We start from the raw sequence: 19,724 nt of genomic DNA, 5'->3' as shown, positions 1-19,724 counted from the left end.
CCTCGTTGCCGAATTTGAACATATTCATGGGCGCGAATCTTAACATGCTTTCCCGGCCGGCGCCGCACCACTGCCGTACGACCTTCTACCCCATAGGTCGAGCATGGATTGCTTTATCGAGGGTTTCGATTAAAACTAGGGAGCAGGCCCATTTTCAAGGCAACCGGGATCGATGAAAGCGAATAAAGTCAAAAAGATAGACCGAATCGACCGCAACATTCTGACCATTCTGCAGCAGGAAGGGCGCATCTCCTATACCGAGCTGGCCGACCGGGTCGGACTGTCGACCACTCCCTGCATGGAAAGGGTCAAACGTCTCGAACGCGACGGCATTATCACCGGCTACCGCGCCACCGTGGATCCGGAAATGCTCAACTACAACCTGCTGGTCTTCGTCGAGATTGCCCTGTCCTATCAATCTCCGGATGCCTTCGAACGTTTCAGCCGTGCGGTCCGCACTCTGCCCTATATCCTGGAATGCCACCTGGTCTCCGGCGATGCCGACTACCTGCTCAAGGCACGCTTGCACGACATGTCTCAGTATCGTGAACTCCTGGGCGACATGCTGCTGACCCTGCCCGGCGTCAAGAACTCGAAATCCTACATCGTTATGGAAGAAGTAAAGGAAGAAAGCACCCTTCCGGTCGAGATCAGCAAATGATTCTCCACAATCCAGCCATTTTTAAAGAGAATACCTCTTTGACCTGAAAGTCATATCCACTACGCTTATGAAAGGTCCGGCCAGCCCATAATAACAACACGAGGACAGAGCTGATGACGACCCACTCTTATCCAGCACACCCAACGCTGCCCACTCCTGGTGCATCTAGGCTCCAACGCCGTACCACCGAGCCCATTTCGGCCCTCCAATACCTCTATTGGTGAGAGGGACTGGCTCGAATCGTTGATTCAAAACAGAAATTAATTCCGAAACAAGAACAAAAAATAGACCTTTACTCGGTTTTTCACTAAAAATAAAAAATGAATCAATAGCAAAAAGCGAATTGGCATCTTTTCTGCTGGAACTTAAAGGACTATCCCGCTCATACACGGATACGAAGATGACCAATACTGGAGTACTGCTCTACGGCTTACTCACGTTTTCGCGTTCAGCTATTGAAGAACACCTGATGGAGGTACACACTGATGGAAGCCATTGAATCCGCCATTGGCGCGGTCAACGGAATCGTCTGGGGCCCTATGATGCTGGTCCTGATACTCGGCGTCGGGCTCTTCTTGTCGATCGGCCTTAAATTGATGCCGATCCTCAAGATCGGAACCGGCTTCAAGCTGCTATGGAGCGGCCGTACAGCCGCCTCCGGCGATGAAAAGGAAGGGGAAATTCCACCATTTCAGGCCCTGATGACCGCCATGTCCGCCACCGTGGGTACCGGCAACATCGCCGGCGTCGCGACGGCCATCTTCCTTGGCGGCCCTGGCGCGCTGTTCTGGATGTGGATTACAGCGCTGATAGGCATGGCGACGAAATACTCGGAAGCCGTCCTGGCGGTGCGTTACCGTGAAACCGACGAAAATGGCCAGCATGTCGGTGGCCCCATGTACTACATCAAAAACGGACTGGGCAAAAACTGGGCCTGGATGGGTGTACTCTTCGCCATCTTCGGCGCTTGTGCCGGTTTCGGTATCGGCAATACCGTACAGTCCAACTCGGTTGCCGATGTCCTGCATGCCAACTTCGCCATTCCGACCTGGGTCAGCGGCCTGATCATGGCAGTTCTGGTCGGCGCCGTGCTGATTGGCGGTATCAAGCGTATCGGCCATGTAGCCGGCGCTCTTGTTCCTTTCATGGCGATCTCTTACCTGGTAGCGGGCCTAGTGGTACTGGGCATCAACTCCCACCTGCTGCCGCAGGCAATTGACCTGATCTTCACCCACGCCTTCTCACCCGTTGCCGCGCAGGGCGGCTTTGCCGGTGCTGCGGTCTGGGCCGCCATTCGTTTCGGTGTAGCCCGTGGTGTCTTCTCCAACGAAGCCGGCCTGGGCTCCGCTCCAATTGCACACGCGGCCGCGCAGACCCACGATCCGGTTCGCCAGGGTCTGGTCGCCATGCTGGGTACCTTCCTAGACACGCTGGTGATCTGTACCATCACCGGCCTGGTCATCGTCAGCTCCGGCGCCTGGACCGGCGGCGAATCCGGTGCCGCCCTGACCAGCCAGGCCTTCGCCACCGCACTGCCATCCCTTGGTAATTATCTGGTCGCAATTGCGCTGGCGATATTTGCCTTCACCACCATCATCGGCTGGTCTTTCTATGGCGAACGTTGTGTCGAGTTCCTGTTCGGCATCAAGGCGGTGCTGCCCTACCGCATCCTGTGGATCCTTGCGATCCCGCTGGGTGCAACCCTCAGCCTGGACTTTGTCTGGCTGGTGGCTGACACCCTCAATGCAATGATGGCAATCCCCAACCTGATCGCCCTGGCATTGCTGAGCCCGGTAGTGTTCAAGCTGACCCGGGAATATTTCAACAAGAACTGATTCATCAAACAGTGACGGCGTCACTTAAAAAAACACCCCGACAGAGTGATCTGCCGGGGTGTTTTCATTTGAAACGAGCCGATGAATCAGGCCGCCTGAGCCGCCACCGGCTGAACCGAGCGGCTATCGTAGAAGGCTTCGATTGCCAGAATGCGTTTGGTCATGCGCGGATGCGATGACAGGATCTCCTGCAGGAAGCCGAACACGGCCGGAATCTTCTGCTCCTGACGCTTGAATGCCTCAACACTGGTATGCGGTGTCAGCACCTGGCTGCCGGAAGCCAGCGTAATCATCGCGGTCACGGCCGCTTCACGGTTGGCCGGGATGCACGCCGCAGCAATACGGTCGGCGGTCAGTTCGCAGGAACGGTTGTAGGCCGCACCCAGGAAGGGAATCATCATCGCCGGCTTCATCAGCAGGCCGACCCAGAAGTTGACATGACCGGCCGCGTGATGCGCCAGTTCATGAGCCACGATCATGCGGACACGATCGCTGTCTTTCTCGTCCCAGAGCAGGTCCACCAGGCTGGAGAACATCAGCACGTACTGAGTCGACAGGAACTTCACCGCCAGAGCGTTGGTCAGACCACCTGCATTGACAACGAAGGTTTCCGGAATACGGCTCAGGCCGAGCTTGTGACCCACATCCTTCACGATCGCATTCAGCTCGGCATACTGCTGCTCATCCACCAGCACACTGTTACCGAACAGGGCGGCTCGGAAAAAGCGACCGGCAATCCACAGCATCAGCGCGAGAGGCAGCAGCATGATCAGGATCGAAAACATGGTACCCAGCAGCAAACCGGCCCATATCAGGCCACCGAACACCATGCAGAGCATCCGATAGAGTTTTTCTTTCGGATGGCGCAGTTCATTTACGGAAATCATCACTATTCCTTTATCAAGATGGTAAACGAAACCAGCAGGGAAGCGAGGACTCAGGAACAGCAGGCGCACGCAGGGCGACAGGGCACGCGAAGGCAGGCTGATATGGAAGTCCTTTTCCATTGCTGGGCGCGACTATATACAGCTTTTGTGACAAGTGGAATCAATGATCGAGCTACAGTTGAATAACAACTGATTTTCAGGTGTTCTCAGCTCCATTTCAGCTTAATCCTGTCACAATAAAGCAAACCACATCTGGAGCGATGATGAGCCTACCCAAACGACTGCGTACGCTGGCACGTAAAAGCGGCCTGAACACGCTTCCCGCGCAGATCAGAACCGGGGTCGAGCGAGGCCTGGAACAGCGAGTCAAGCTCGCCATTACCGGCCTCAGCCGCAGCGGCAAGACCGTTTTCATCAGCACCCTGGCCCGACATCTGCTGCAAAGTGATCAGGGCCAGTCGCTACCGTTTTTTGCTGCCTCCGCCGAAGGCCGCATCATCGGCGCCCGAGATCTGAGCCAGCAATCCGAACGCCCGTTCCCATTACAGACAACATTGGCTGGACTGCAAGCCTCCCCTCCGCACTGGCCGGCCTCCACCGAGCAGTTGTCTGAAATCAGGCTCGCGCTGCGCTATCGTCGCGCACCGGGACTCAGCCGTGCACTGGGCGAATACTCCACACTATATGTTGACCTGATCGATTACCCCGGTGAGTGGCTGCTGGATCTGCCGCTGCTGCAGCTGAGCTTCGAGCAGTGGTGCCAACAGCAACAGGCCCTGTTTGCGGCCGAGCCACGCGCCCAAGTCGCCGCCGAATGGCTGGCACGTCAGCACGCGATAGACTGGCTGGCCCCGGCCAGTGATGAGCAACAGGCCCGGCTCAGCGAGGCGTTTCGCGCCCTGCTGCAACAGCTGCGAAAATCGCCGCACAGCCTCAGCCTGCTGCAGCCCGGCCGCCTGTTGATGCCAGGGGACCTCAAAGACAGCCCACTACTCAACCTTTTCCCGATCATTGTTCCCTTGCCGGAAAACATGGACCAGGCCGCTACTGACAGCCTGTACAGACGGCTGCAGCAGGCCTATGAGGCCTATCGTGATCAGGTGATTCGTCCCTTCTACGAAGACCATTTCCGCCACTTCGATCGCCAGATTGTACTGGTTGATTGCCTGAAAACCCTGAATCAGGGCGAGGCCTGTTTCAACGACATGCAGCAGGCCCTCAATACCCTGCTGCACAGCTTTCACTATGGCCGCAACGGCTTGCTACGCAGGCTGTTTCGACCCCGTATCAACCGGGTATTGTTCGCTGCCACCAAGGCCGACCATGTAACCGCCAACCAGCACCACAACCTGGACCGCTTCCTGCAATTAATGGTCGAGTCGGCACAGCGCGAGATCCGTTTTGAGCAGGTGGATACCCGCTGTCTGGCGCTGGCCTCACTGCGAGCGACCACCGCCGCCGAGGCACGAATGGATGGTCAGCACCTGTCCTGCCTGCACGGCCATCGCAAGGACAATGGCGAGGAGATAGCCCTTTTCCCGGGCGAGGTGCCGGTCGAATTGCCACGCGCCGAAGACTGGAACAGCGATCGCTTCCGCTTCGTCGACTTCGCCCCTCGCCCCCTGCCTGCCGGCCCCTTGCGGCCGGAGCACCACATCCGTCTGGATCAGGCAGTCGAATACCTGCTGGGAGACCTGTTTCGATGAGCAGCAAAGAAAATTGGCAGCGCCCGGTCGAGCTGGCGCCGGAAGACCTGTCATCCGGCGATCAATCCGATACCTCTCAGCCGAGCGCGGCCCGACCGAACGCGGCCCGACCGAACGCGGCCCAACCGAACGCGGCCCGAGAAATACCGCTGGAAATGACACATGCAGTTGATGACGCAGAGCCTGTCATCCCGCCGCCCCAGCCTCCGGAACGACACCGCTCCCGACGCTGGCTCTGGGGCTCCTTGGGCGCACTGGTCATCGCGGCCTTCGGTGCAGAACTCTACCGCCTGCTCAACTGGAGCAGCAACCTCCACCCTTTGCTCGGCATGACCTTCGGACTGCTCACGCTCGTGCTGCTGGGCGCCCTCGGGCTGGAGATCCGTCGAGGACTAAAGGGCAGCCGACAGCTGAAGCAGGTCCGCTTGCTGCAACATGAGGCACTGGCACTGCAGGAGCAAAGCACCCACGGCAACAGCACCCGGCTGACCCGACAGCTGGAACGGCAGTACCGCCACAGTTCGCTCAACCGTGAACTGCAAGGTGCCCTGCAACAGCTCGACAGCAGTTACAACGACGGGGAGATTATCCACTACCTGAACCGGCACGCACTCACCCAGGCCGACGAGGCGGCACAAGCCTGCGTGCAGCGCTACAGCATCGAATCCGGTGTACTGGTCGCTTTCAGCCCCTGGGCCAGCTTCGACATGCTCCTGGTAGCCTGGCGCAACCTGCGCATGCTACGTGAAATTTCGACAATCTACGGGGTCGCGCCGGGGCTGTTGACACAGGGGCGGCTGTTGAAACAGGTACTGCAGAACCTGGCCTTTGCCGGAGCGAGCGAGATGGCAATGGAAGCTGGCTCAGCCCTGCTGAGCAGCTCGGTGACCGCCAGCCTGTCCGCGCGAGCCGGTCAAGGGCTCGGCGCTGGCCTGTTCACGGCTCGAACCGGCTTAACGGCAATTACACTCTGTCGTCCACTGCCCGATCCACGCCAAAGCACCGGCATGCTGAGCAAGATCGCCAAAGGGATCATGCAGCGCCTGGCCTCCAGAACCTAGCCCCTGGAGGCCACTTCCCGCAACACCCAAAATCCAGCGCAGCCTCACGCACCCGATTTTTTGGTTACCCTGGCCTGATATTTGGCCAGTTCAGCCTTGAGCAGCGCCACCTCATCGGCGTTCAGCCACTCTTCAATCCAGTCACGGATATGACGACGCCTGCGCGGGGTATTTGACCAGGTTTTGTACGCCCGGATATGGGACGGGCATACACAGGAGTCACCTTCTGCAGGTGCCGAGCATTCACAGGGAAACAGGCGGTTACTGTCAAACTGACGATCGATCCACCCTGCCACCCAGACTTTTTGATCTTTGCTGAATTCCATCGTACTCCCCCATTGAACAATCGGTGCTCAATTTTAAGAAGCTTCGAGAACATTCTTGTTACATGCCACTGCTCAATGTGGTCAATAAATAGAAGACCATCACAGAAGGTCTGTGAACGAACGCTCATGCGTTACGTGAGAAAGTAGTCGGTACGCTCAAATCACACTGGGGTTACGGACCGACCACGCGCCAGGCTAAAAACATATGCTGCATTGAAGCACGAGATTGAAAAAGACCTTTCAGTCCACCTGATCACCTTCCAAATGCCGGCGACAGACACTAATGGCACGACACTGAATCTTCACCCAAAATGTAGTGACAAGCACTGCCGTTTAACTTCATTAAGTTGAGACGTCTTCAATGACCGAAAACAACGATTCTCACCCGCTGATTCATGAAGAGCTCCCTAAAGAGCATGCCGATCCATTCATCGCTTTTCTACACCGCATCATCAGGCTGGCCATCAAGGTGCTGGCTGTTTTGATGGTTCTGGTTATCATCTGGGGGATTGGAGATGTCATCTACGTTCTCTATCAGCGGCTAGGCACCGAGCCGTACTTTCTACTTGATGTGAATGACATCTTTCAAACGTTTGGCGCCTTCATGGCGGTGCTTATAGCGGTCGAGATTTTTATAAACATCCGGCTCTATTTGGGTACAGATGAACTCCCCGTACGCCTGGTTACAGCAACCGCATTGATGGCTATAGCCCGAAAGGTCATTGTGTTGGACCTCGATAAAATCAGCGCGGACTACGTACTGGCAATAGCCGCTGTAACCATCGCACTTGGGGTTACCCACTGGTTGATATCCATAAAGCCTCAGAACAGCGGCAAGAACCTCCGAACGGATAGCGAGTCTTAAAAAGGGAATTTAATGACCCCTGATCAACAAAAATCAATTTGGTCCTGGGCTTTCTATGATTGGGCCAACAGTGCATTTTCCACCGTCGTGATGGCTGGTTTTTTCCCGCTGTTCTTCAAAGAGTTTTATGCAGCCGGGGCATCTTCTACAGACAGTACATTTTACCTGGGCCTTATCAACTCAATTGCCAGTGTCATTGTGGTAATGATATCCCCAGTTCTGGGTGCGATTGCTGATCAATTAGGGCGACGCAAAGGCTTACTGATACTGTTTGCCAGCTTTGGGTCGATATCAACAGCGGGCCTTTTTTGGGTGGAACAGGGCCATTGGATACAGGCAGCCTGCCTTTACATTGCCGCTGTAATCGGCTTTTCCGGAGGCAACCTTTTTTATGACGCCCTACTGACCCTTGTGTCGCCAGAAAAGGACCTGGACCGGGTTTCAGCGCTGGGGTTTGCTCTGGGGTACCTGGGTGGCGGCTTGCTGTTTGGCCTGAACGTCTGGATGACATTGCACCCCGAAGCCTTTGGGTTAGGCAGTAGCTCTGAAGCTGTAAGAATAGCCTTCATTCTGACTGCCCTCTGGTGGATAGGCTTCACCACCCCCCTTATGCTTTTTGTTCATGAACCACACCCTCCTGAAAAAAAGGTCATGAACATTGCGAAATCCAGCTTAAACCAACTATTCCTGACATTAAAAAAGATATCCTTACTTCCACAAACCTTCCAATTCCTGATTGCTTACTGGCTTTATATCGATGGTGTTGACTCCATCGTACGTATGGCTTTGGATTACGGACTATCTATCGGTTTAAACTCAAAAGACCTGATTAGAGCCCTGCTGATTACCCAATTTATTGGCTTTCCTGCCGCCATTCTGTTCGGCCGTATTGGAGAGAAAATTGGCGCCAAGCACGGCATCCTGATTGCCTTGGGGGTTTATATACTGGTAACCATCTTTAGCGCATTCATGGATGCTGCCTGGCAGTTTTACCTGCTGGCGGTTGTTATCGGTCTCGTTCAGGGTGGTGTACAAGCCTTAAGCAGGTCTGTATATGCGCGTATGGTTCCACCAGAGTATACGGCTGAGTTTTTTGGTTTCTACAACATGATGGGTAAGTTTGCAGCCGTACTTGGCCCCGCCCTGATCGGCTGGGTTGCCATGATGTCGGGCAGTAATCGAATCGGGATCCTGTCTTTAGTAATCCTGTTTGCGGCAGGCAGCTATCTTCTATGGCAGGTCGACATCAGGAAAGGTCATCAACTGGCCAAAGCATTCCAGGTCGAATGACTTCGTTATGGGTAACCACTGATGCATCAGTATCGTCGACACATCCCACGCAGTTGAAAGCTACGCATTACCCACAGTTATACAGGGCATTTTCACTATCCCGATACAGCGCTGGGTTTATGCCTGTAGCTATAGCAAATACGAATCGGGGAAAAACGTTCAGATCATGTGCGGGGGAAGGCAATGGAGGCAGCCCCGCCAGCCACATCCCGGCACACGAATCCACCGCTGTGGCTGCTCCCTTCCGGGCCTGACCAGGTTCACGGTTTATCGTTGCGAGAGGACCAACAGGGCCACCATAAAGTGGCATTGCGCCCTGTCTCAACAAGACAGGCGCGCAGTATAAGCATAGATTCAGTGAAATGCAAACAGGATCAAGGCATTGCAACCCGAACAGCCAGCCCGATCAGCACCACGCCGGTCAGTTGCTCCACCCGCTTCAAGTGACGACGCAGCCAGTCCAGAAGCCTCGGCTGCGAAAACAGCAAAGCCACAAGCGTGTACCAGGCACCGTCCACCAGCGTGGCCGTCAGTACCAGAATCAGCTGATCGGACAGAGTTTGCCCGGCAGTGACGAACTGGGAGAACAGCGCCGTGAAAAATACTGCCAGTTTCGGATTCAGCAACGAAATGAACGCTCCTGAGCGTGCCGCCTGCCAGTAGGACTCCTTAGCGCCCTGCCCAGCCTGAAGCTGCGGCGTCGCCGCCAGCCGCAAGGCGTTAATCCCCAACCAGACCAGATAGCCGGCTCCCAGCCAGGTGATCAACTGATACAGAGGCTGGTACTCGTTGACCAGCACTCCGAGCCCCCAGACCGTCATCGCCGCCCATAGGCCCACGCCCAGCGCATGGGAGCAGCCGGCCAGGATACCGTGACCACGACCGTTACTGACCGTCTGCCGGAGCACCACCGCCAGGCTAGGCCCCGGCGACATCGCCCCGAGCACACAGATCAACAGCAATGACAGCCATAACATCAACGACATAGCAATTCCTTATCAATATTACTGAATAGCCAGCCCCTGCCTGCCTGCAGGCAATATGCTATAGTCCTGCTCCGAAATACCGAGCATCTGATTCGAGGAACCACGATGGCAGGCTCACTGCAGGACCAACTGCTCAAGGCAGGTCTGGCCAACAAGAAACAGGCCAAACAAGCTAACGAGCATAAACGTAAAAAGACGAAACAGAAACGCTCCGGTCAGGCGGTTGATGAGCAGCAACAGCAACAGGCCGCACTGGAAGCAGCGCGCAAGGAAAAAGCCGAACGCGACCGTGAGCTGAATCTCAAACGCCAGCAGGAGCAAGCCCAAAAGGCTGCTCAGGCGGAAGTACGTCAGTTGATTGAAGCACACCGTATCGCACTGCCCAAGGATGCCGAGCTGCGCTACAACTTCGCCCACGGCAGCAAAATCCACCACCTTTATCTGGATCAGAAGCTGATCGATCAGCTGGCCCGTGGCCAGCTGCGCATCGCATTTCTGGATGAAACCTACCATCTGGTGCCGGCTGAAATCGTCGAGCGCGTCGAACAACGCCAGGATGAAGTGATCCTGCCGCGCCCGGTGGACGACACCCCAGCCGAAGACGACCCTTACGCCGACTACGTCATTCCCGACGACTTGATGTGGTAACGCCCCTGGAGCTGACCCCGGTCAGCTCCAGGACTGTCCTCAATCCCTGACACCTGCTAGTCTCAGCTGTTTCCGCTTGAAATCAGGACAGGCCCCGATGAGCACACTCTGCATCAGTGAACTCAACATCCTGCTGGTGGAACCATCCGCCCTGCAGCGCAAAATCATGATCCAGCAGCTGCGGGATGAACAGGTCACCGCCATTGACACGGCGGCCTCCCTGCATGAAGCACTGGAAAAGATGTTGAAGGTCACACCGGACCTGGTCATCAGCGCCCTTCATTTTGACGACGGCAGCGCGGTAGAACTGCTCGGCGCCATGCGACGCCTGCCCCAATTGGCTGAGATTCCCTTTATGCTGGTATCCAGCGAAACCCGCAAAGACCACCTTGAAGTATTCAAGCAGTCCGGCGTGGTTGCCATCCTGCCCAAGCCGTTCACCCGCCAGCACTTGGGCTCGGCCCTGAATGCCACCCTGGACATTCTCGATCCGGACCATATCGAACTGGAGCATTATGACATCGAAAACCTGCGCGTTCTGGTCGTCGATGACAGTCGCATGGCACGCAACCTGATACGACGCGTATTGGGGAACCTGGGCATCCGCCACCTGCTGGAAGCTACTGATGGGAGTGAAGCGATGCAGGTACTGGCCCGGGAAACGGTTGATCTAGTGGTCACCGATTACAACATGCCCGAAGTCAATGGACTGGAATTGACCGAGTTCATTCGCCGCTCAGAACTGCATGCCCACCTGCCCGTGTTGATGGTCACCTCGGAAGCCAACGAAGCCCACCTGAGCCAGGTTGCACATGCAGGCGTAAACGCACTGACCGACAAGCCGTTCGAACCGGAAACAGTCAAACGACTGCTGGTACAGATGCTGGATCAGTCGTAGTCGTAACAGCGCGGCACACGCGGCGTCAGGCAGGTCAGCAGCGTATAGGGAATGGTATCGCACCAGCGAGCCACCTCGGAAACGGCCAACTGCCGCCCCCACAGCTCTACCCGGCTGCCAACACCGGCCTGTGGCAGATCGGTCAGATCCACGGTCAGCATATCCATGGACACACGCCCAACCAGCCGAGTCCGCTGCCCCGCCACGATCACCGGCGTCCCAGTGCGGGCATGACGCGGGTAGCCGTCGCCGTAGCCCATGGCAACCGTACCGATACGGTGCGGGCGATCACAACTGAACGTCGCACCATAGCCAACCGCTTCACCGGCCGGCACTTCACGTACTGCAATGATTTCGGAACTTAGCGTCATCGCCGCCTGTAGCTGATCCGCCACCGGGTTCGGCTCTTCGAAAGGCGTTGCTCCGTAGAGCATCACGCCGGGACGCAGCCACTGGTGATGAGCTTCGGGCCAGGCCATCACCGCTGCCGAGTTGGACAGACTGGCATCCAGGCCCAACTCATCAGCCAGCCTGCCAAAGCGCGCCAGCTGTACTTCAGTCATGCCATGCCCCGGTTCATCTGAACAGGCAAAATGGGTCATCAGCAGGATATCGGCCACCGTTTCACAGGCACGCAAGCGGGCCACCATGGCGGGTACTGCCTCAGGCTCAAACCCCAGCCGGTGCATGCCGGTGTCGACCTTCAACCAGACCGGAATAGGCGCCGGCAACTCGACCTGCTCCAGCATCTCCAGCTGGTGCTCAGAGTGCACGGCCGGCCAGAACCCCTCCTGGGCGATAACCGGCAGTTCGTCGGCATCAAAGAAGCCCTCAAGCAGCACGACCGGTTGAGTCAGCCCCGCCTCACGCAGCTCCAGCGCCTCTTCAATGCAGGCCACGCCAAAAGCATCGGCTTCGACTGCCAATGCGCGTGCCACCTGCACAGCACCATGACCATAGGCATTGGCCTTGACCACAGCCACGGCTCGCGCTCCAGGGGCCTGGGCACGCGCCAGGCGATAGTTTTGAACAATCGCACCCAGATGGATATCGGCGCGGACCTTGCGGCTCATAGTGGCCCTGTCCCCCTCAGATCAGTCCTTGAGCACCATCACGGCGTCGATCTCGATATCAGCCGCTTTCGGCAGCTCTTTGACCGCGAACGCGGCACGTGCCGGGTAAGGCTCACTGAAATAACGCGCCATCACTTCGTTGACTTGAGCAAAGTGGCCCATATCGGACAGCAGGATGGTCAGCTTGACGCACTCGCCCAGAGAGCCACCCGCTTCTTCTGCAATCGCCTTCAGGTTTTCAAACACACGCACCGCCTGAGCCTCGAAGGATTCAGTCACCATTTCCATGGTGGCCGGGTCCAGAGGAATCTGGCCGGAGATGTAAACAGTGTTGCCAGCCTTAACCGCCTGAGAGTAGGTGCCGATAGCCGCCGGAGCCTTGTCGGTCTTAATGATGCTTCGATTGGACATTCTGTTGTTCCTGATCGCAAAGTTTCAATTAGCGGCAAACTATGGCGCAGAGCCATCGCCTTGCCAAGAAAACGCTTTGTTGCTCAACGATTATAACGGCTTATCGCCAAACCTTCGGTATCGATTGCCGGTGTCTTACCACAGATGATATCGCTGATGTAACGAGCCGACCCCATCGACATGGTCCAGCCCAGTGTACCGTGACCGGTATTCAGATAGAGCCCCTGGTAGCTTGTGCGCCCCAGAATCGGTGTGCCATCCGGCGTCATCGGGCGCAGACCGGTCCACAGCTCAACCGATGATGGGTCACCGCTGCCCGGGAAGAGGTCGTTGACCACGAACTCGACGTTGGCACGACGGCTATCCGGCGTCGAGAGGTCAAAACCGGTCAGCTCGGCCGTACCGCCTACGCGAATGCGGTCACCCAGACGACTGACGGCCACCTTGTAGGTTTCATCCATCACGGTTGACTCGGGCGCACGGGAGGCATCAGTAATCGGGATGGTCAGCGAGAAGCCTTTTACCGGGTAGATCGGTGCCTTGATGCCCAGCGGAGACAACAGTTCAGGGCTGTAGCTGCCCATCGCAACCAGATAGGCATCGCCGCGCACCAGACCCGCATCGGTTTCCACGCCAGTGATTTTATCCTGCTCCACCTGCAGCTTGTGAATATGGGTATTGAAGCGAAACTCCACACCCAACTCACGGCAGCGCTCAGCCAGCCGCTGTGTAAACATGAAGCAGTCACCGGTCTCGTCACCCGGCAAGCGCAAACCGCCAACAAGCTTATCACGCACGTGCTGCAGCGCTGGCTCGTGCTGGAGGATCTGATCCACGTTCAGCGACTCATAACGCACCCCGCAGGATTCAAGAATACGGATATCATCAGCCGAAGCCGCCAACTGTTTCTCCGAGCGAAACAGCTGGATCAAGCCTTTGGCACGGTTGTCATATTCGATCCCGGTTTCCTGGCGCAGTTCGATCAAGCAGTCACGGCTGTATTCAGCGATGCGCAACATGCGCGCCTTGTTGCGGGCATAGGCCTTCTGCGTGCAGTTGCCCAGCATCCTGGCCAGCCAGCCCAGCATGACCGGGTCAAGGCTGGGCTTCACCCGAAGCGGCGCCAGGTCCTGCATCATCCACTTGATCGCCTTCAACGGCACCCCAGGCGCAGCCCAAGGGGCCGAGTAGCCCGGCGAAATCTGGCCAGCATTGGCAAAACTGGTCTCCATGGCAGGCTCCGGCTGACGGTCAACGACGACCACCTCATGCCCTTCCTGCGCCAGATACCAGGCCGAGGCCACTCCGATCACACCACTTCCAAGAACGACAACACGCATACCAGCACCTTTATTTTTGTATTCAAAAGATACCGCTATTCTTAAGCAAAAAAAGCAGAATTAATTACTATATTTAAGATTTAAATTAGATTTATTTACTGCATACATCAGGTATCACCACGGATTGATGAGCATGAAGCCCTTCAATCCAGCTGTTTCTAAGCATGGCTCGAATTGCTGAAAAGTCGACCGTATCTGCCGCGCGTATCGAACCGAAGCACTGGAAAAGGAGAAAAGGAGAAAAGGAGAAAAGGAGAAATGGAGAAATGGAGAACAGAGAACAGAGAACAGAGAACAGAGAACAGAGAACAGAGAACAGAGAACAGAGAACCGTAGAGGGAGTGGCCCTAATAAACTACATCAGATGGCCCCCACCTTACTGATATAGCCGTTCAGGCCATAGAAGCGAAACCAGACCGGTTCCGCTTTTTCCGAATATAGGGGGTCAAAAAGCGAAAATCAAGAAAAAACTTCCCGAGCCGTGAGAATTTCTTCAATACGCTCACGAATTCGCTGGAAGGGAATAGGCTTCGGCAGCACCTCTATCCCGGGACGCAACGCATCCACCCGACGCTGCACCTGTCCCTGATTCAGCGCCGTTACAACGACCAGCTGCATCTGCTCCAGTATTCCCTGTTGCTCCAGCGCCTGAATGATACTGAAACCATCGATATTGGGCAGATTAAGATCCAGCACCAACAACTCCGGGTCGAACTGCCCCAGTTCCAGTAGCCCCTGATAGCCATCGGTCGCCTGCTTCAGCTCGATCGGCAGCCCCCAATTACGGAAGGTCAAGGCGTAGAGGCGCTGCAAGCTGGGCTCATCCTCAATGACCTGAACCCTGACATGACCCGCACTGTCAGTCGCCGGCTTACCTTCAGGCCGAGCTGCACTCGACGGGATACCGCCAGAACCAGGGCCTCGACTCTTCAGCTCCCCTGGCCGAACGTCACCATTACGAATCTCGGCCGCAAGGCGCTCGATAGCGCTAATGCTGAAACGACGATGCCCACCAGGCGTCTTCCAACTCTGCAGAATGCCCGAATCAGCCCACAGCTGCACTGTCCGAGAGGTAACCCCTAACAGTTCGGCGGCCTTGCGACTGGTACAAAGATCTTGATTAGACACCTGGGACTCTCTCTTTGATGGCAACCGCCTATGTTAATCCTTCGCTTCATTTTTGCAAAAACCAAATCGGCCTTCCCCTGCTTGATGCCAATTAAATCAACGGGACAGCACCGCAATAGATATGTTATAAAATAACAAAACAAAGCCGGTAGCCACCATGAACATTGCAACACACCCACTCCCCGACATCGCTCACCAAACCCATGCCGACCAGCAACAAGCACTGAGCTGGGTCGGCATGAGCGGTATCGACCTGCCTCTACTGATGAATGATGAGAGCCAGGCCACTACCCTGCCCGCCAAAATTGACCTGCATGTCGACCTCTACGACCCGCGGCAAAGAGGCATTCACATGTCGCGTCTCTACCTGGCATTACAGGATACCCTGGCACAGTCACCGCTCAACCGCTCCAGCCTCGAACAGCTGCTCAGCCGCGCCCTGGATAGCCATACCGATACCAGCTTGCAGGCCTCCATCAGTATTCACTTCGATCTGCCGCTGTTGCGCCCGGCGCTCAAAAGCGAGTTCAGCGGCTGGAAAGCCTACCCGGTTACGCTGCAGGCACAACTGGGTCTCCGGGGGCTGACCACTGAACTGGCGGTCGAGATACCCTACTCCTCGACCTGTCCCTGCTCGGCCGCGCTCTCGCGCCAGTTGCTGCAGCAGGCTTTCAGCCAGCAGTTCGCCCCCGATGTACAATTATCGGTCGACCAGGTAAACGACTGGTTACAGGAGCACGGCAGCCTGGCCACCCCGCACAGCCAGCGCAGCACGGCCCGACTAAGGGTTGAACTGCCTCAGGATCGATGGGTCGAACTGCCGCTACGCAAGCTGATCGACTGCGCTGAAGCGGCCCTGCAAACTCCCGTACAGACAGCGGTCAAACGTGAAGACGAGCAGGCGTTCGCTGCCCTCAACGGCAGTAACCAGATGTTTGTCGAGGATGCCGCCCGACGCCTTAAGCAGGCCCTGCTGGCCAATGATGACTGGCAAGATTTCTGGATTCGAGTCGAACACCATGAGAGCCTGCACGCCCATGATGCCGTGGCGGTCTGCACCAAGGGTATCCCCGGCGGCTACAGCCCCTTGCTGACACGCTGATATCCGCCTGTGACCAGTGCTGTATAATGACGCCGGTTTCAGCGGGGAAAAACAGATGCAGCGTTTGGATATTCTTATGGTCGAACGAGGTTTGGCCGACACACGTACACGGGCTCAGCGGCTGATCAAGGACGGCCGGGTGCAGGCCGAGCTGGGCCAGTGGCAAACCCTGACCAAGCCCGGCTTCAAGCTGGCCGAGGATACCCCCTTACAGGTGGAAGCCCGCGACGAGGACCGCTTCGTCTCCCGCGGCGCCCTCAAGCTGCAGCATATCCTCAAGGCATTGGCACTGGACCCCAAGGGCCTCACAGCCATCGACGTGGGCCAGTCCACCGGCGGCTTCACCGACTGCCTGCTGCAAGCAGGTGTCGCCCGTGTGGTCGGCATCGAGGTCGGCCACGATCAGCTGCACCCCAGCCTGCGCGCCGATGAGCGCGTCACCTGCCTGGAAGGCTATAACGCCCGTGAACTCAAGACCGAGTTGCGCGACTACACACCCGACTCGCAGGGCTTTGACCTGGCGGTGATGGATGTCTCCTTCATCTCCCAGCGCCTGATCCTGCCATCATTGGCCCCGCTGATCCGCCCCGGCGGCTGGCTGCTGACCCTGGTCAAGCCCCAGTTCGAGGTAGGCCCCCAGCATATCGGCAAGGGTGGCATCGTACGCGACACCGCGCTCTACCAGTCGGTGCGCGCTTCAGTCGAGGCCTGCTGCCTGGAGCAGGGCCTGCAGCCACTGTACTGGGATGAGAGCCCGATAAAGGGCGGCGACGGCAACCGCGAGTTTTTGCTTGGCGCCCGCCAGCCCTGATACTGCCGTTGTAATCTTCTTGCGCCAGGATCAACGCTATCGCACACTGAGTGACGGTATCTGTTGAAGAGGATTGAGCATGCGCATCGAAGATATGCATCTGGTCATCCGCAACCTCGAGCATGATGACTACCCCAGGCTCCAGGCGCTGATGGATCAGGTCTACAAGGACATCGGCGGAGCCTGGCCCGAACACACCATCAACAAACTGATCGACGATTTTCCCGAAGGCCAGATCTGCGTCTTCGACGGCGAGGAGCTGGCCGGCATTGCCCTGACCGTGCAGGTTCGCTATGACCGCTTCAGTAATCCGCACTCCTACGATGATCTGATCGGCAAACGCATGACCATCCTGAACGACCCGGATGGCGACGCCATGTACGGGCTGGATGTGCTCATCCACCCGGATTACCGCGGCTTCCGGCTGGGACGGCGTCTCTATGAAGCCCGCAAGGAGCTGTGCCGGCAGTACAACCTGCGCGCCATTCTGGCGGGCGGTCGCATCCCCAACTACTACAAGCACGCCAAGGAGATGACCGCCAGCGAATATATTGGCAAGGTGCGCCAGCGGGAGATCTACGACCCCATCCTGACCTTTCAGCTGTCCAACAACTTCCAGGTCAAGCGTCTGCTCGGCAGCTACCTGCCGGAGGATGCCAAATCCAAAGGCTACGCTACCCTGCTGGAATGGAACAATATCCTGTTCGAACCGGAAGAGAGCGTGATCAGCAGCCGCCCGACCCGGGTGCGTATCGGCGCCATTCAATGGCAGATGCGCACGGTGGAATCCGTGGAGGAACTGCTGCAGCAGGTGGAATACTTCGTCGACACCCTGTCGGAGTACCAGAGCGATTTTGCCCTCTTCCCCGAATTCTTCAATGCCCCGCTGATGGGCCTGACAGACCAGACCAGCCAGACCGAGGCGATCCGTTTCCTCGCCGGCTTTACCGAGCGCTTCCGCAATGAAATGTCACACTTGGCGGTGAGCTACAACATTAATATCGTTACCGGCTCCATGCCGCTTCTGGAAGGCGAAACGCTCTATAACGTCAGCTACATGTGCCATCGCAACGGCACCGTCGAGGAACAGCGCAAGCTGCATATCACGCCACATGAACGTCGTGATTGGGTGATCAAGGGCGGCAACCAGCTCAAGGTTTTTGAAACCGATGCCGGCCGGGTCGGCATCCTGATCTGCTATGACGTCGAGTTTCCCGAACTGGCACGCCTGCTGTCCGACCAGAACATGGATATTTTGTTTGTACCCTTCTGGACCGACACCAAGAACGGCTACCTGAGGGTGCGTCACTGCGCCCAGGCACGTGCGATCGAGAACGAGTGCTACACCGTGATCTGCGGCAGCGTCGGCAACCTGCCCTCCGTCGAGAGCCTTGATGTCCAGTACGCCCAATCTGCCGTCTTCTCGCCCTCCGACTTCGCTTTCCCGCATGATGCCGTGATGTCGGAAACCACGCCCAACACTGAGATGATCATGTTCTCCGACCTGGATCTGGACCAGATCCGGGTGATCCGTAACGAAGGCTCGGTGACCAACCTCAAGGACCGACGCAAGGACCTCTACCGGCTCAAATGGCGGCACGAAGTCTGACCTGAAAGTGCACGCTGCTCTGGCCCGCGCCGGAGCGGCGGAGTAGACTGATCGGATAAGGAACTGGCTACAAGGAGTCACATGTGCGCCGTCTGCTCCCCTTCGTTGTGATACTTTCCCTACTGGCCATCGCCGGCATCTACCTGCTCAATCCGCTGACCGGTGACCGCCAGCTGCCACCGGGCCTGACAGCCGCCAACGGCCGTATCGAGGCAGCCGAAGTCGATATCGCAACCAAGGTTGCTGGCCGGGTCATCGAGGTACTGGTCCATGAGGGCGACATGGTCAAACCGGGACAGCCCCTGGCACGCCTGGACAGTCGTCAGCTGGAAGCCCAGCTGGCCGCCGCCGAATCGGCCGTGCGTCAGGCCGAACAGCAGCACCTCTATACCCTGGCCGTTGTCCAGCAGCGCGACAGCGACCGGGTCCTGGCCCAGAAGGAACTGACCCGCGTACGCAGCATGGTCGACAAGAAGCTGGTGTCCCAGGACAAGCTCGATCAGGCGCTCAACGCCAGCCAGAGCGCTGCGGCGGCTCTGCTGGCCGCTCGGCGCCAGGTGCAGCTGGCCCTGGACCAGATCAGTGCCGCCAAAGCCAATGTGGAACAGATTCAAAGCCTGCTGGATGACACCCTGCTGACAGCCCCCGTTGCCGGGCGGGTACTCTACCGCCTGACCGAGCCGGGCGAGGTACTGGCGGCGGGCGGCAAGGTGATCACTCTGCTCGACATCGGTCAGGTCTACATGCCGGTCTACCTGCCAACCGCCGAGATCGGTCGCCTGAATCTGGGTGACGAGGCGCGCATCCTGGTCGATGCCCTGCCGGAGATTGCCATCCCGGCCCGGGTGACCTTCATCTCGCCACAATCCCAGTTCACGCCCAAGGAGGTCGAAACCCGCAGCGAACGCGACAAGCTGATGTTCCGGGTCAAGGTCAGCATCGAGACCGCCGTGCTCGAACAGCACCGCGACAAGGTCAAGACCGGCTTGCCCGGCATCAGCTACCTGCGTCTCGATCCTCAGGCCGGCTGGCCTGAATGGCTGACGCCTCCTGCCAGTCTGACAGCCGCCAGCGTCCTCTGAGGAGA

19 protein-coding genes and 1 other RNA gene are annotated in these 19,724 nt (G+C 57.4%); 12 read left to right on the top strand and 8 right to left on the bottom strand.

Annotation, left to right across the window (positions count from 1 at the left end):
• Window positions 1-172: 172 nt before the first annotated feature.
• On the top strand, window positions 173-661 hold the full coding sequence (locus ABD013_RS10565) for an Lrp/AsnC ligand binding domain-containing protein (RefSeq protein ID WP_343805619.1): 489 nt from the start codon (window positions 173-175) through the stop codon (window positions 659-661).
• 485 nt (window positions 662-1,146) lie between these two features.
• On the top strand, window positions 1,147-2,496 hold the full coding sequence (locus tag ABD013_RS10560) for an alanine/glycine:cation symporter family protein (RefSeq protein WP_343805617.1): 1,350 nt from the start codon (window positions 1,147-1,149) through the stop codon (window positions 2,494-2,496).
• Window positions 2,497-2,582: 86 nt separating this feature from the next.
• Here the strand turns inward: ABD013_RS10560 and ABD013_RS10555 are convergent, their stop codons facing one another.
• Window positions 2,583-3,383 (bottom strand): M48 family metallopeptidase, encoded by an 801-nt coding sequence (locus ABD013_RS10555; RefSeq protein ID WP_343805615.1) that lies wholly within the window; start codon window positions 3,381-3,383, stop codon window positions 2,583-2,585.
• A 263-nt stretch (window positions 3,384-3,646) separates the two neighbouring features.
• Here ABD013_RS10555 and ABD013_RS10550 point away from each other — a divergent pair, with 263 nt between their 5' ends.
• The gene (locus tag ABD013_RS10550) at window positions 3,647-5,089 is read left to right on the top strand and encodes a YcjX family GTP-binding protein (protein ID WP_343805613.1); all 1,443 of its coding nucleotides are present in this window, start codon (window positions 3,647-3,649) and stop codon (window positions 5,087-5,089) included.
• Window positions 5,086-6,150, top strand: coding sequence for a TIGR01620 family protein (locus ABD013_RS10545; protein ID WP_343805611.1), 1,065 nt, complete (start codon window positions 5,086-5,088; stop codon window positions 6,148-6,150). Before ABD013_RS10550 ends, ABD013_RS10545 begins: the two co-directional genes overlap by 4 nt.
• A 44-nt stretch (window positions 6,151-6,194) precedes the next feature.
• On the opposite strand, the gene ABD013_RS10540 is transcribed toward ABD013_RS10545, so the two are convergent.
• Complete coding sequence (locus ABD013_RS10540; protein ID WP_343805609.1) at window positions 6,195-6,476, bottom strand: hypothetical protein; 282 nt, start codon at window positions 6,474-6,476, stop codon at window positions 6,195-6,197.
• 361 nt (window positions 6,477-6,837) lie between these two features.
• Here ABD013_RS10540 and ABD013_RS10535 point away from each other — a divergent pair, with 361 nt between their 5' ends.
• Window positions 6,838-7,341: a phosphate-starvation-inducible PsiE family protein gene (locus ABD013_RS10535; protein WP_343805607.1), complete on the top strand. Its 504-nt coding sequence runs from the start codon at window positions 6,838-6,840 to the stop codon at window positions 7,339-7,341.
• A gap of 12 nt (window positions 7,342-7,353) precedes the next feature.
• Window positions 7,354-8,631, top strand: a complete 1,278-nt coding sequence (locus tag ABD013_RS10530) for an MFS transporter (RefSeq protein WP_343805606.1) — start codon at window positions 7,354-7,356, stop codon at window positions 8,629-8,631.
• Window positions 8,632-8,824: 193 nt separating this feature from the next.
• On the opposite strand, the gene ffs is transcribed toward ABD013_RS10530, so the two are convergent.
• An RNA gene (gene ffs / locus ABD013_RS10525) (signal recognition particle sRNA small type) lies at window positions 8,825-8,921 on the bottom strand.
• An 84-nt stretch (window positions 8,922-9,005) separates the two neighbouring features.
• Window positions 9,006-9,617, bottom strand: a complete 612-nt coding sequence (locus ABD013_RS10520; RefSeq protein ID WP_343805604.1) for a LysE family translocator — start codon at window positions 9,615-9,617, stop codon at window positions 9,006-9,008.
• A gap of 105 nt (window positions 9,618-9,722) precedes the next feature.
• On the opposite strand from ABD013_RS10520, the gene ABD013_RS10515 reads away from it, so the two are divergent.
• Entirely contained in the window at window positions 9,723-10,265 is a 543-nt protein-coding gene (locus ABD013_RS10515) for a DUF2058 domain-containing protein (RefSeq protein ID WP_343805602.1), read from the top strand.
• A 97-nt stretch (window positions 10,266-10,362) separates the two neighbouring features.
• Window positions 10,363-11,163, top strand: a complete 801-nt coding sequence (locus tag ABD013_RS10510) for a response regulator (RefSeq protein WP_343805599.1) — start codon at window positions 10,363-10,365, stop codon at window positions 11,161-11,163.
• On the opposite strand, the gene alr is transcribed toward ABD013_RS10510, so the two are convergent.
• The 4 genes from alr to ABD013_RS10490 all read right to left on the bottom strand — a co-directional run bounded on the left by alr (window position 11,154) and on the right by ABD013_RS10490 (window position 15,115).
• Window positions 11,154-12,236 carry an alanine racemase gene (gene alr, locus ABD013_RS10505; RefSeq protein ID WP_343805597.1) on the bottom strand — a complete coding sequence of 361 codons (1,083 nt, stop codon included), beginning with the start codon at window positions 12,234-12,236 and terminating at the stop codon, window positions 11,154-11,156. The genes ABD013_RS10510 and alr overlap by 10 nt on opposite strands.
• 21 nt (window positions 12,237-12,257) lie before the next feature.
• Window positions 12,258-12,647 carry a RidA family protein gene (locus tag ABD013_RS10500; RefSeq protein WP_343805596.1) on the bottom strand — a complete coding sequence of 130 codons (390 nt, stop codon included), beginning with the start codon at window positions 12,645-12,647 and terminating at the stop codon, window positions 12,258-12,260.
• An 83-nt stretch (window positions 12,648-12,730) separates the two neighbouring features.
• A complete protein-coding gene (locus ABD013_RS10495) occupies window positions 12,731-13,987 on the bottom strand; it encodes a D-amino acid dehydrogenase (protein ID WP_343805594.1) in 1,257 nt (418 codons plus the stop codon).
• A 459-nt stretch (window positions 13,988-14,446) separates the two neighbouring features.
• Entirely contained in the window at window positions 14,447-15,115 is a 669-nt protein-coding gene (locus ABD013_RS10490; protein WP_343805593.1) for a response regulator, read from the bottom strand.
• A gap of 157 nt (window positions 15,116-15,272) precedes the next feature.
• Between ABD013_RS10490 and folE2 the strand changes: the two genes are divergently transcribed.
• The 4 genes from folE2 to ABD013_RS10470 all read left to right on the top strand — a co-directional run bounded on the left by folE2 (window position 15,273) and on the right by ABD013_RS10470 (window position 19,719).
• Window positions 15,273-16,217: a GTP cyclohydrolase FolE2 gene (folE2, locus tag ABD013_RS10485; RefSeq protein WP_343805592.1), complete on the top strand. Its 945-nt coding sequence runs from the start codon at window positions 15,273-15,275 to the stop codon at window positions 16,215-16,217.
• A 55-nt stretch (window positions 16,218-16,272) separates the two neighbouring features.
• On the top strand, window positions 16,273-17,028 hold the full coding sequence (locus ABD013_RS10480) for a TlyA family RNA methyltransferase (protein WP_343805591.1): 756 nt from the start codon (window positions 16,273-16,275) through the stop codon (window positions 17,026-17,028).
• A gap of 79 nt (window positions 17,029-17,107) precedes the next feature.
• Window positions 17,108-18,637, top strand: coding sequence for a GNAT family N-acetyltransferase (locus ABD013_RS10475; protein ID WP_343805590.1), 1,530 nt, complete (start codon window positions 17,108-17,110; stop codon window positions 18,635-18,637).
• A gap of 83 nt (window positions 18,638-18,720) precedes the next feature.
• Window positions 18,721-19,719 carry an HlyD family secretion protein gene (locus ABD013_RS10470; RefSeq protein ID WP_343805589.1) on the top strand — a complete coding sequence of 333 codons (999 nt, stop codon included), beginning with the start codon at window positions 18,721-18,723 and terminating at the stop codon, window positions 19,717-19,719.
• The last annotated feature ends 5 nt before the right edge of the window (window positions 19,720-19,724 follow it).

It is taken from the genome of Marinobacterium maritimum (genome assembly GCF_039523155.1).
In the GTDB taxonomy this organism is placed as follows: Bacteria; Pseudomonadota; Gammaproteobacteria; order Pseudomonadales; family Balneatricaceae; genus Marinobacterium; species Marinobacterium maritimum.
The sequence above is the reverse complement of the archived record's forward strand: the minus strand, read 5'-3'. Positions and strand labels throughout refer to the sequence as shown.

Excerpts from the sequence above, each read along its gene's own strand:
- ABD013_RS10500 (WP_343805596.1), bottom strand. The coding sequence starts at position 12,647 with ATGTCCAATCGAAGCATCATTAAGACCGACAAGGCTCCGGCGGCTATC.
- ABD013_RS10530 (WP_343805606.1), top strand. The coding sequence starts at position 7,354 with ATGACCCCTGATCAACAAAAATCAATTTGGTCCTGGGCTTTCTATGAT.
- ABD013_RS10565 (WP_343805619.1), top strand. The coding sequence starts at position 173 with ATGAAAGCGAATAAAGTCAAAAAGATAGACCGAATCGACCGCAACATT.
- ABD013_RS10555 (WP_343805615.1), bottom strand. The coding sequence starts at position 3,383 with ATGATTTCCGTAAATGAACTGCGCCATCCGAAAGAAAAACTCTATCGG.
- ABD013_RS10545 (WP_343805611.1), top strand. The coding sequence starts at position 5,086 with ATGAGCAGCAAAGAAAATTGGCAGCGCCCGGTCGAGCTGGCGCCGGAA.
- ABD013_RS10510 (WP_343805599.1), top strand. The coding sequence starts at position 10,363 with ATGAGCACACTCTGCATCAGTGAACTCAACATCCTGCTGGTGGAACCA.
- ABD013_RS10520 (WP_343805604.1), bottom strand. The coding sequence starts at position 9,617 with ATGTCGTTGATGTTATGGCTGTCATTGCTGTTGATCTGTGTGCTCGGG.
- ABD013_RS10540 (WP_343805609.1), bottom strand. The coding sequence starts at position 6,476 with ATGGAATTCAGCAAAGATCAAAAAGTCTGGGTGGCAGGGTGGATCGAT.
- ABD013_RS10480 (WP_343805591.1), top strand. The coding sequence starts at position 16,273 with ATGCAGCGTTTGGATATTCTTATGGTCGAACGAGGTTTGGCCGACACA.
- ABD013_RS10475 (WP_343805590.1), top strand. The coding sequence starts at position 17,108 with ATGCGCATCGAAGATATGCATCTGGTCATCCGCAACCTCGAGCATGAT.
- ABD013_RS10550 (WP_343805613.1), top strand. The coding sequence starts at position 3,647 with ATGAGCCTACCCAAACGACTGCGTACGCTGGCACGTAAAAGCGGCCTG.
- folE2 (WP_343805592.1), top strand. The coding sequence starts at position 15,273 with ATGAACATTGCAACACACCCACTCCCCGACATCGCTCACCAAACCCAT.
- ABD013_RS10495 (WP_343805594.1), bottom strand. The coding sequence starts at position 13,987 with ATGCGTGTTGTCGTTCTTGGAAGTGGTGTGATCGGAGTGGCCTCGGCC.
- ABD013_RS10535 (WP_343805607.1), top strand. The coding sequence starts at position 6,838 with ATGACCGAAAACAACGATTCTCACCCGCTGATTCATGAAGAGCTCCCT.
- alr (WP_343805597.1), bottom strand. The coding sequence starts at position 12,236 with ATGAGCCGCAAGGTCCGCGCCGATATCCATCTGGGTGCGATTGTTCAA.
- ABD013_RS10515 (WP_343805602.1), top strand. The coding sequence starts at position 9,723 with ATGGCAGGCTCACTGCAGGACCAACTGCTCAAGGCAGGTCTGGCCAAC.
- ABD013_RS10560 (WP_343805617.1), top strand. The coding sequence starts at position 1,147 with ATGGAAGCCATTGAATCCGCCATTGGCGCGGTCAACGGAATCGTCTGG.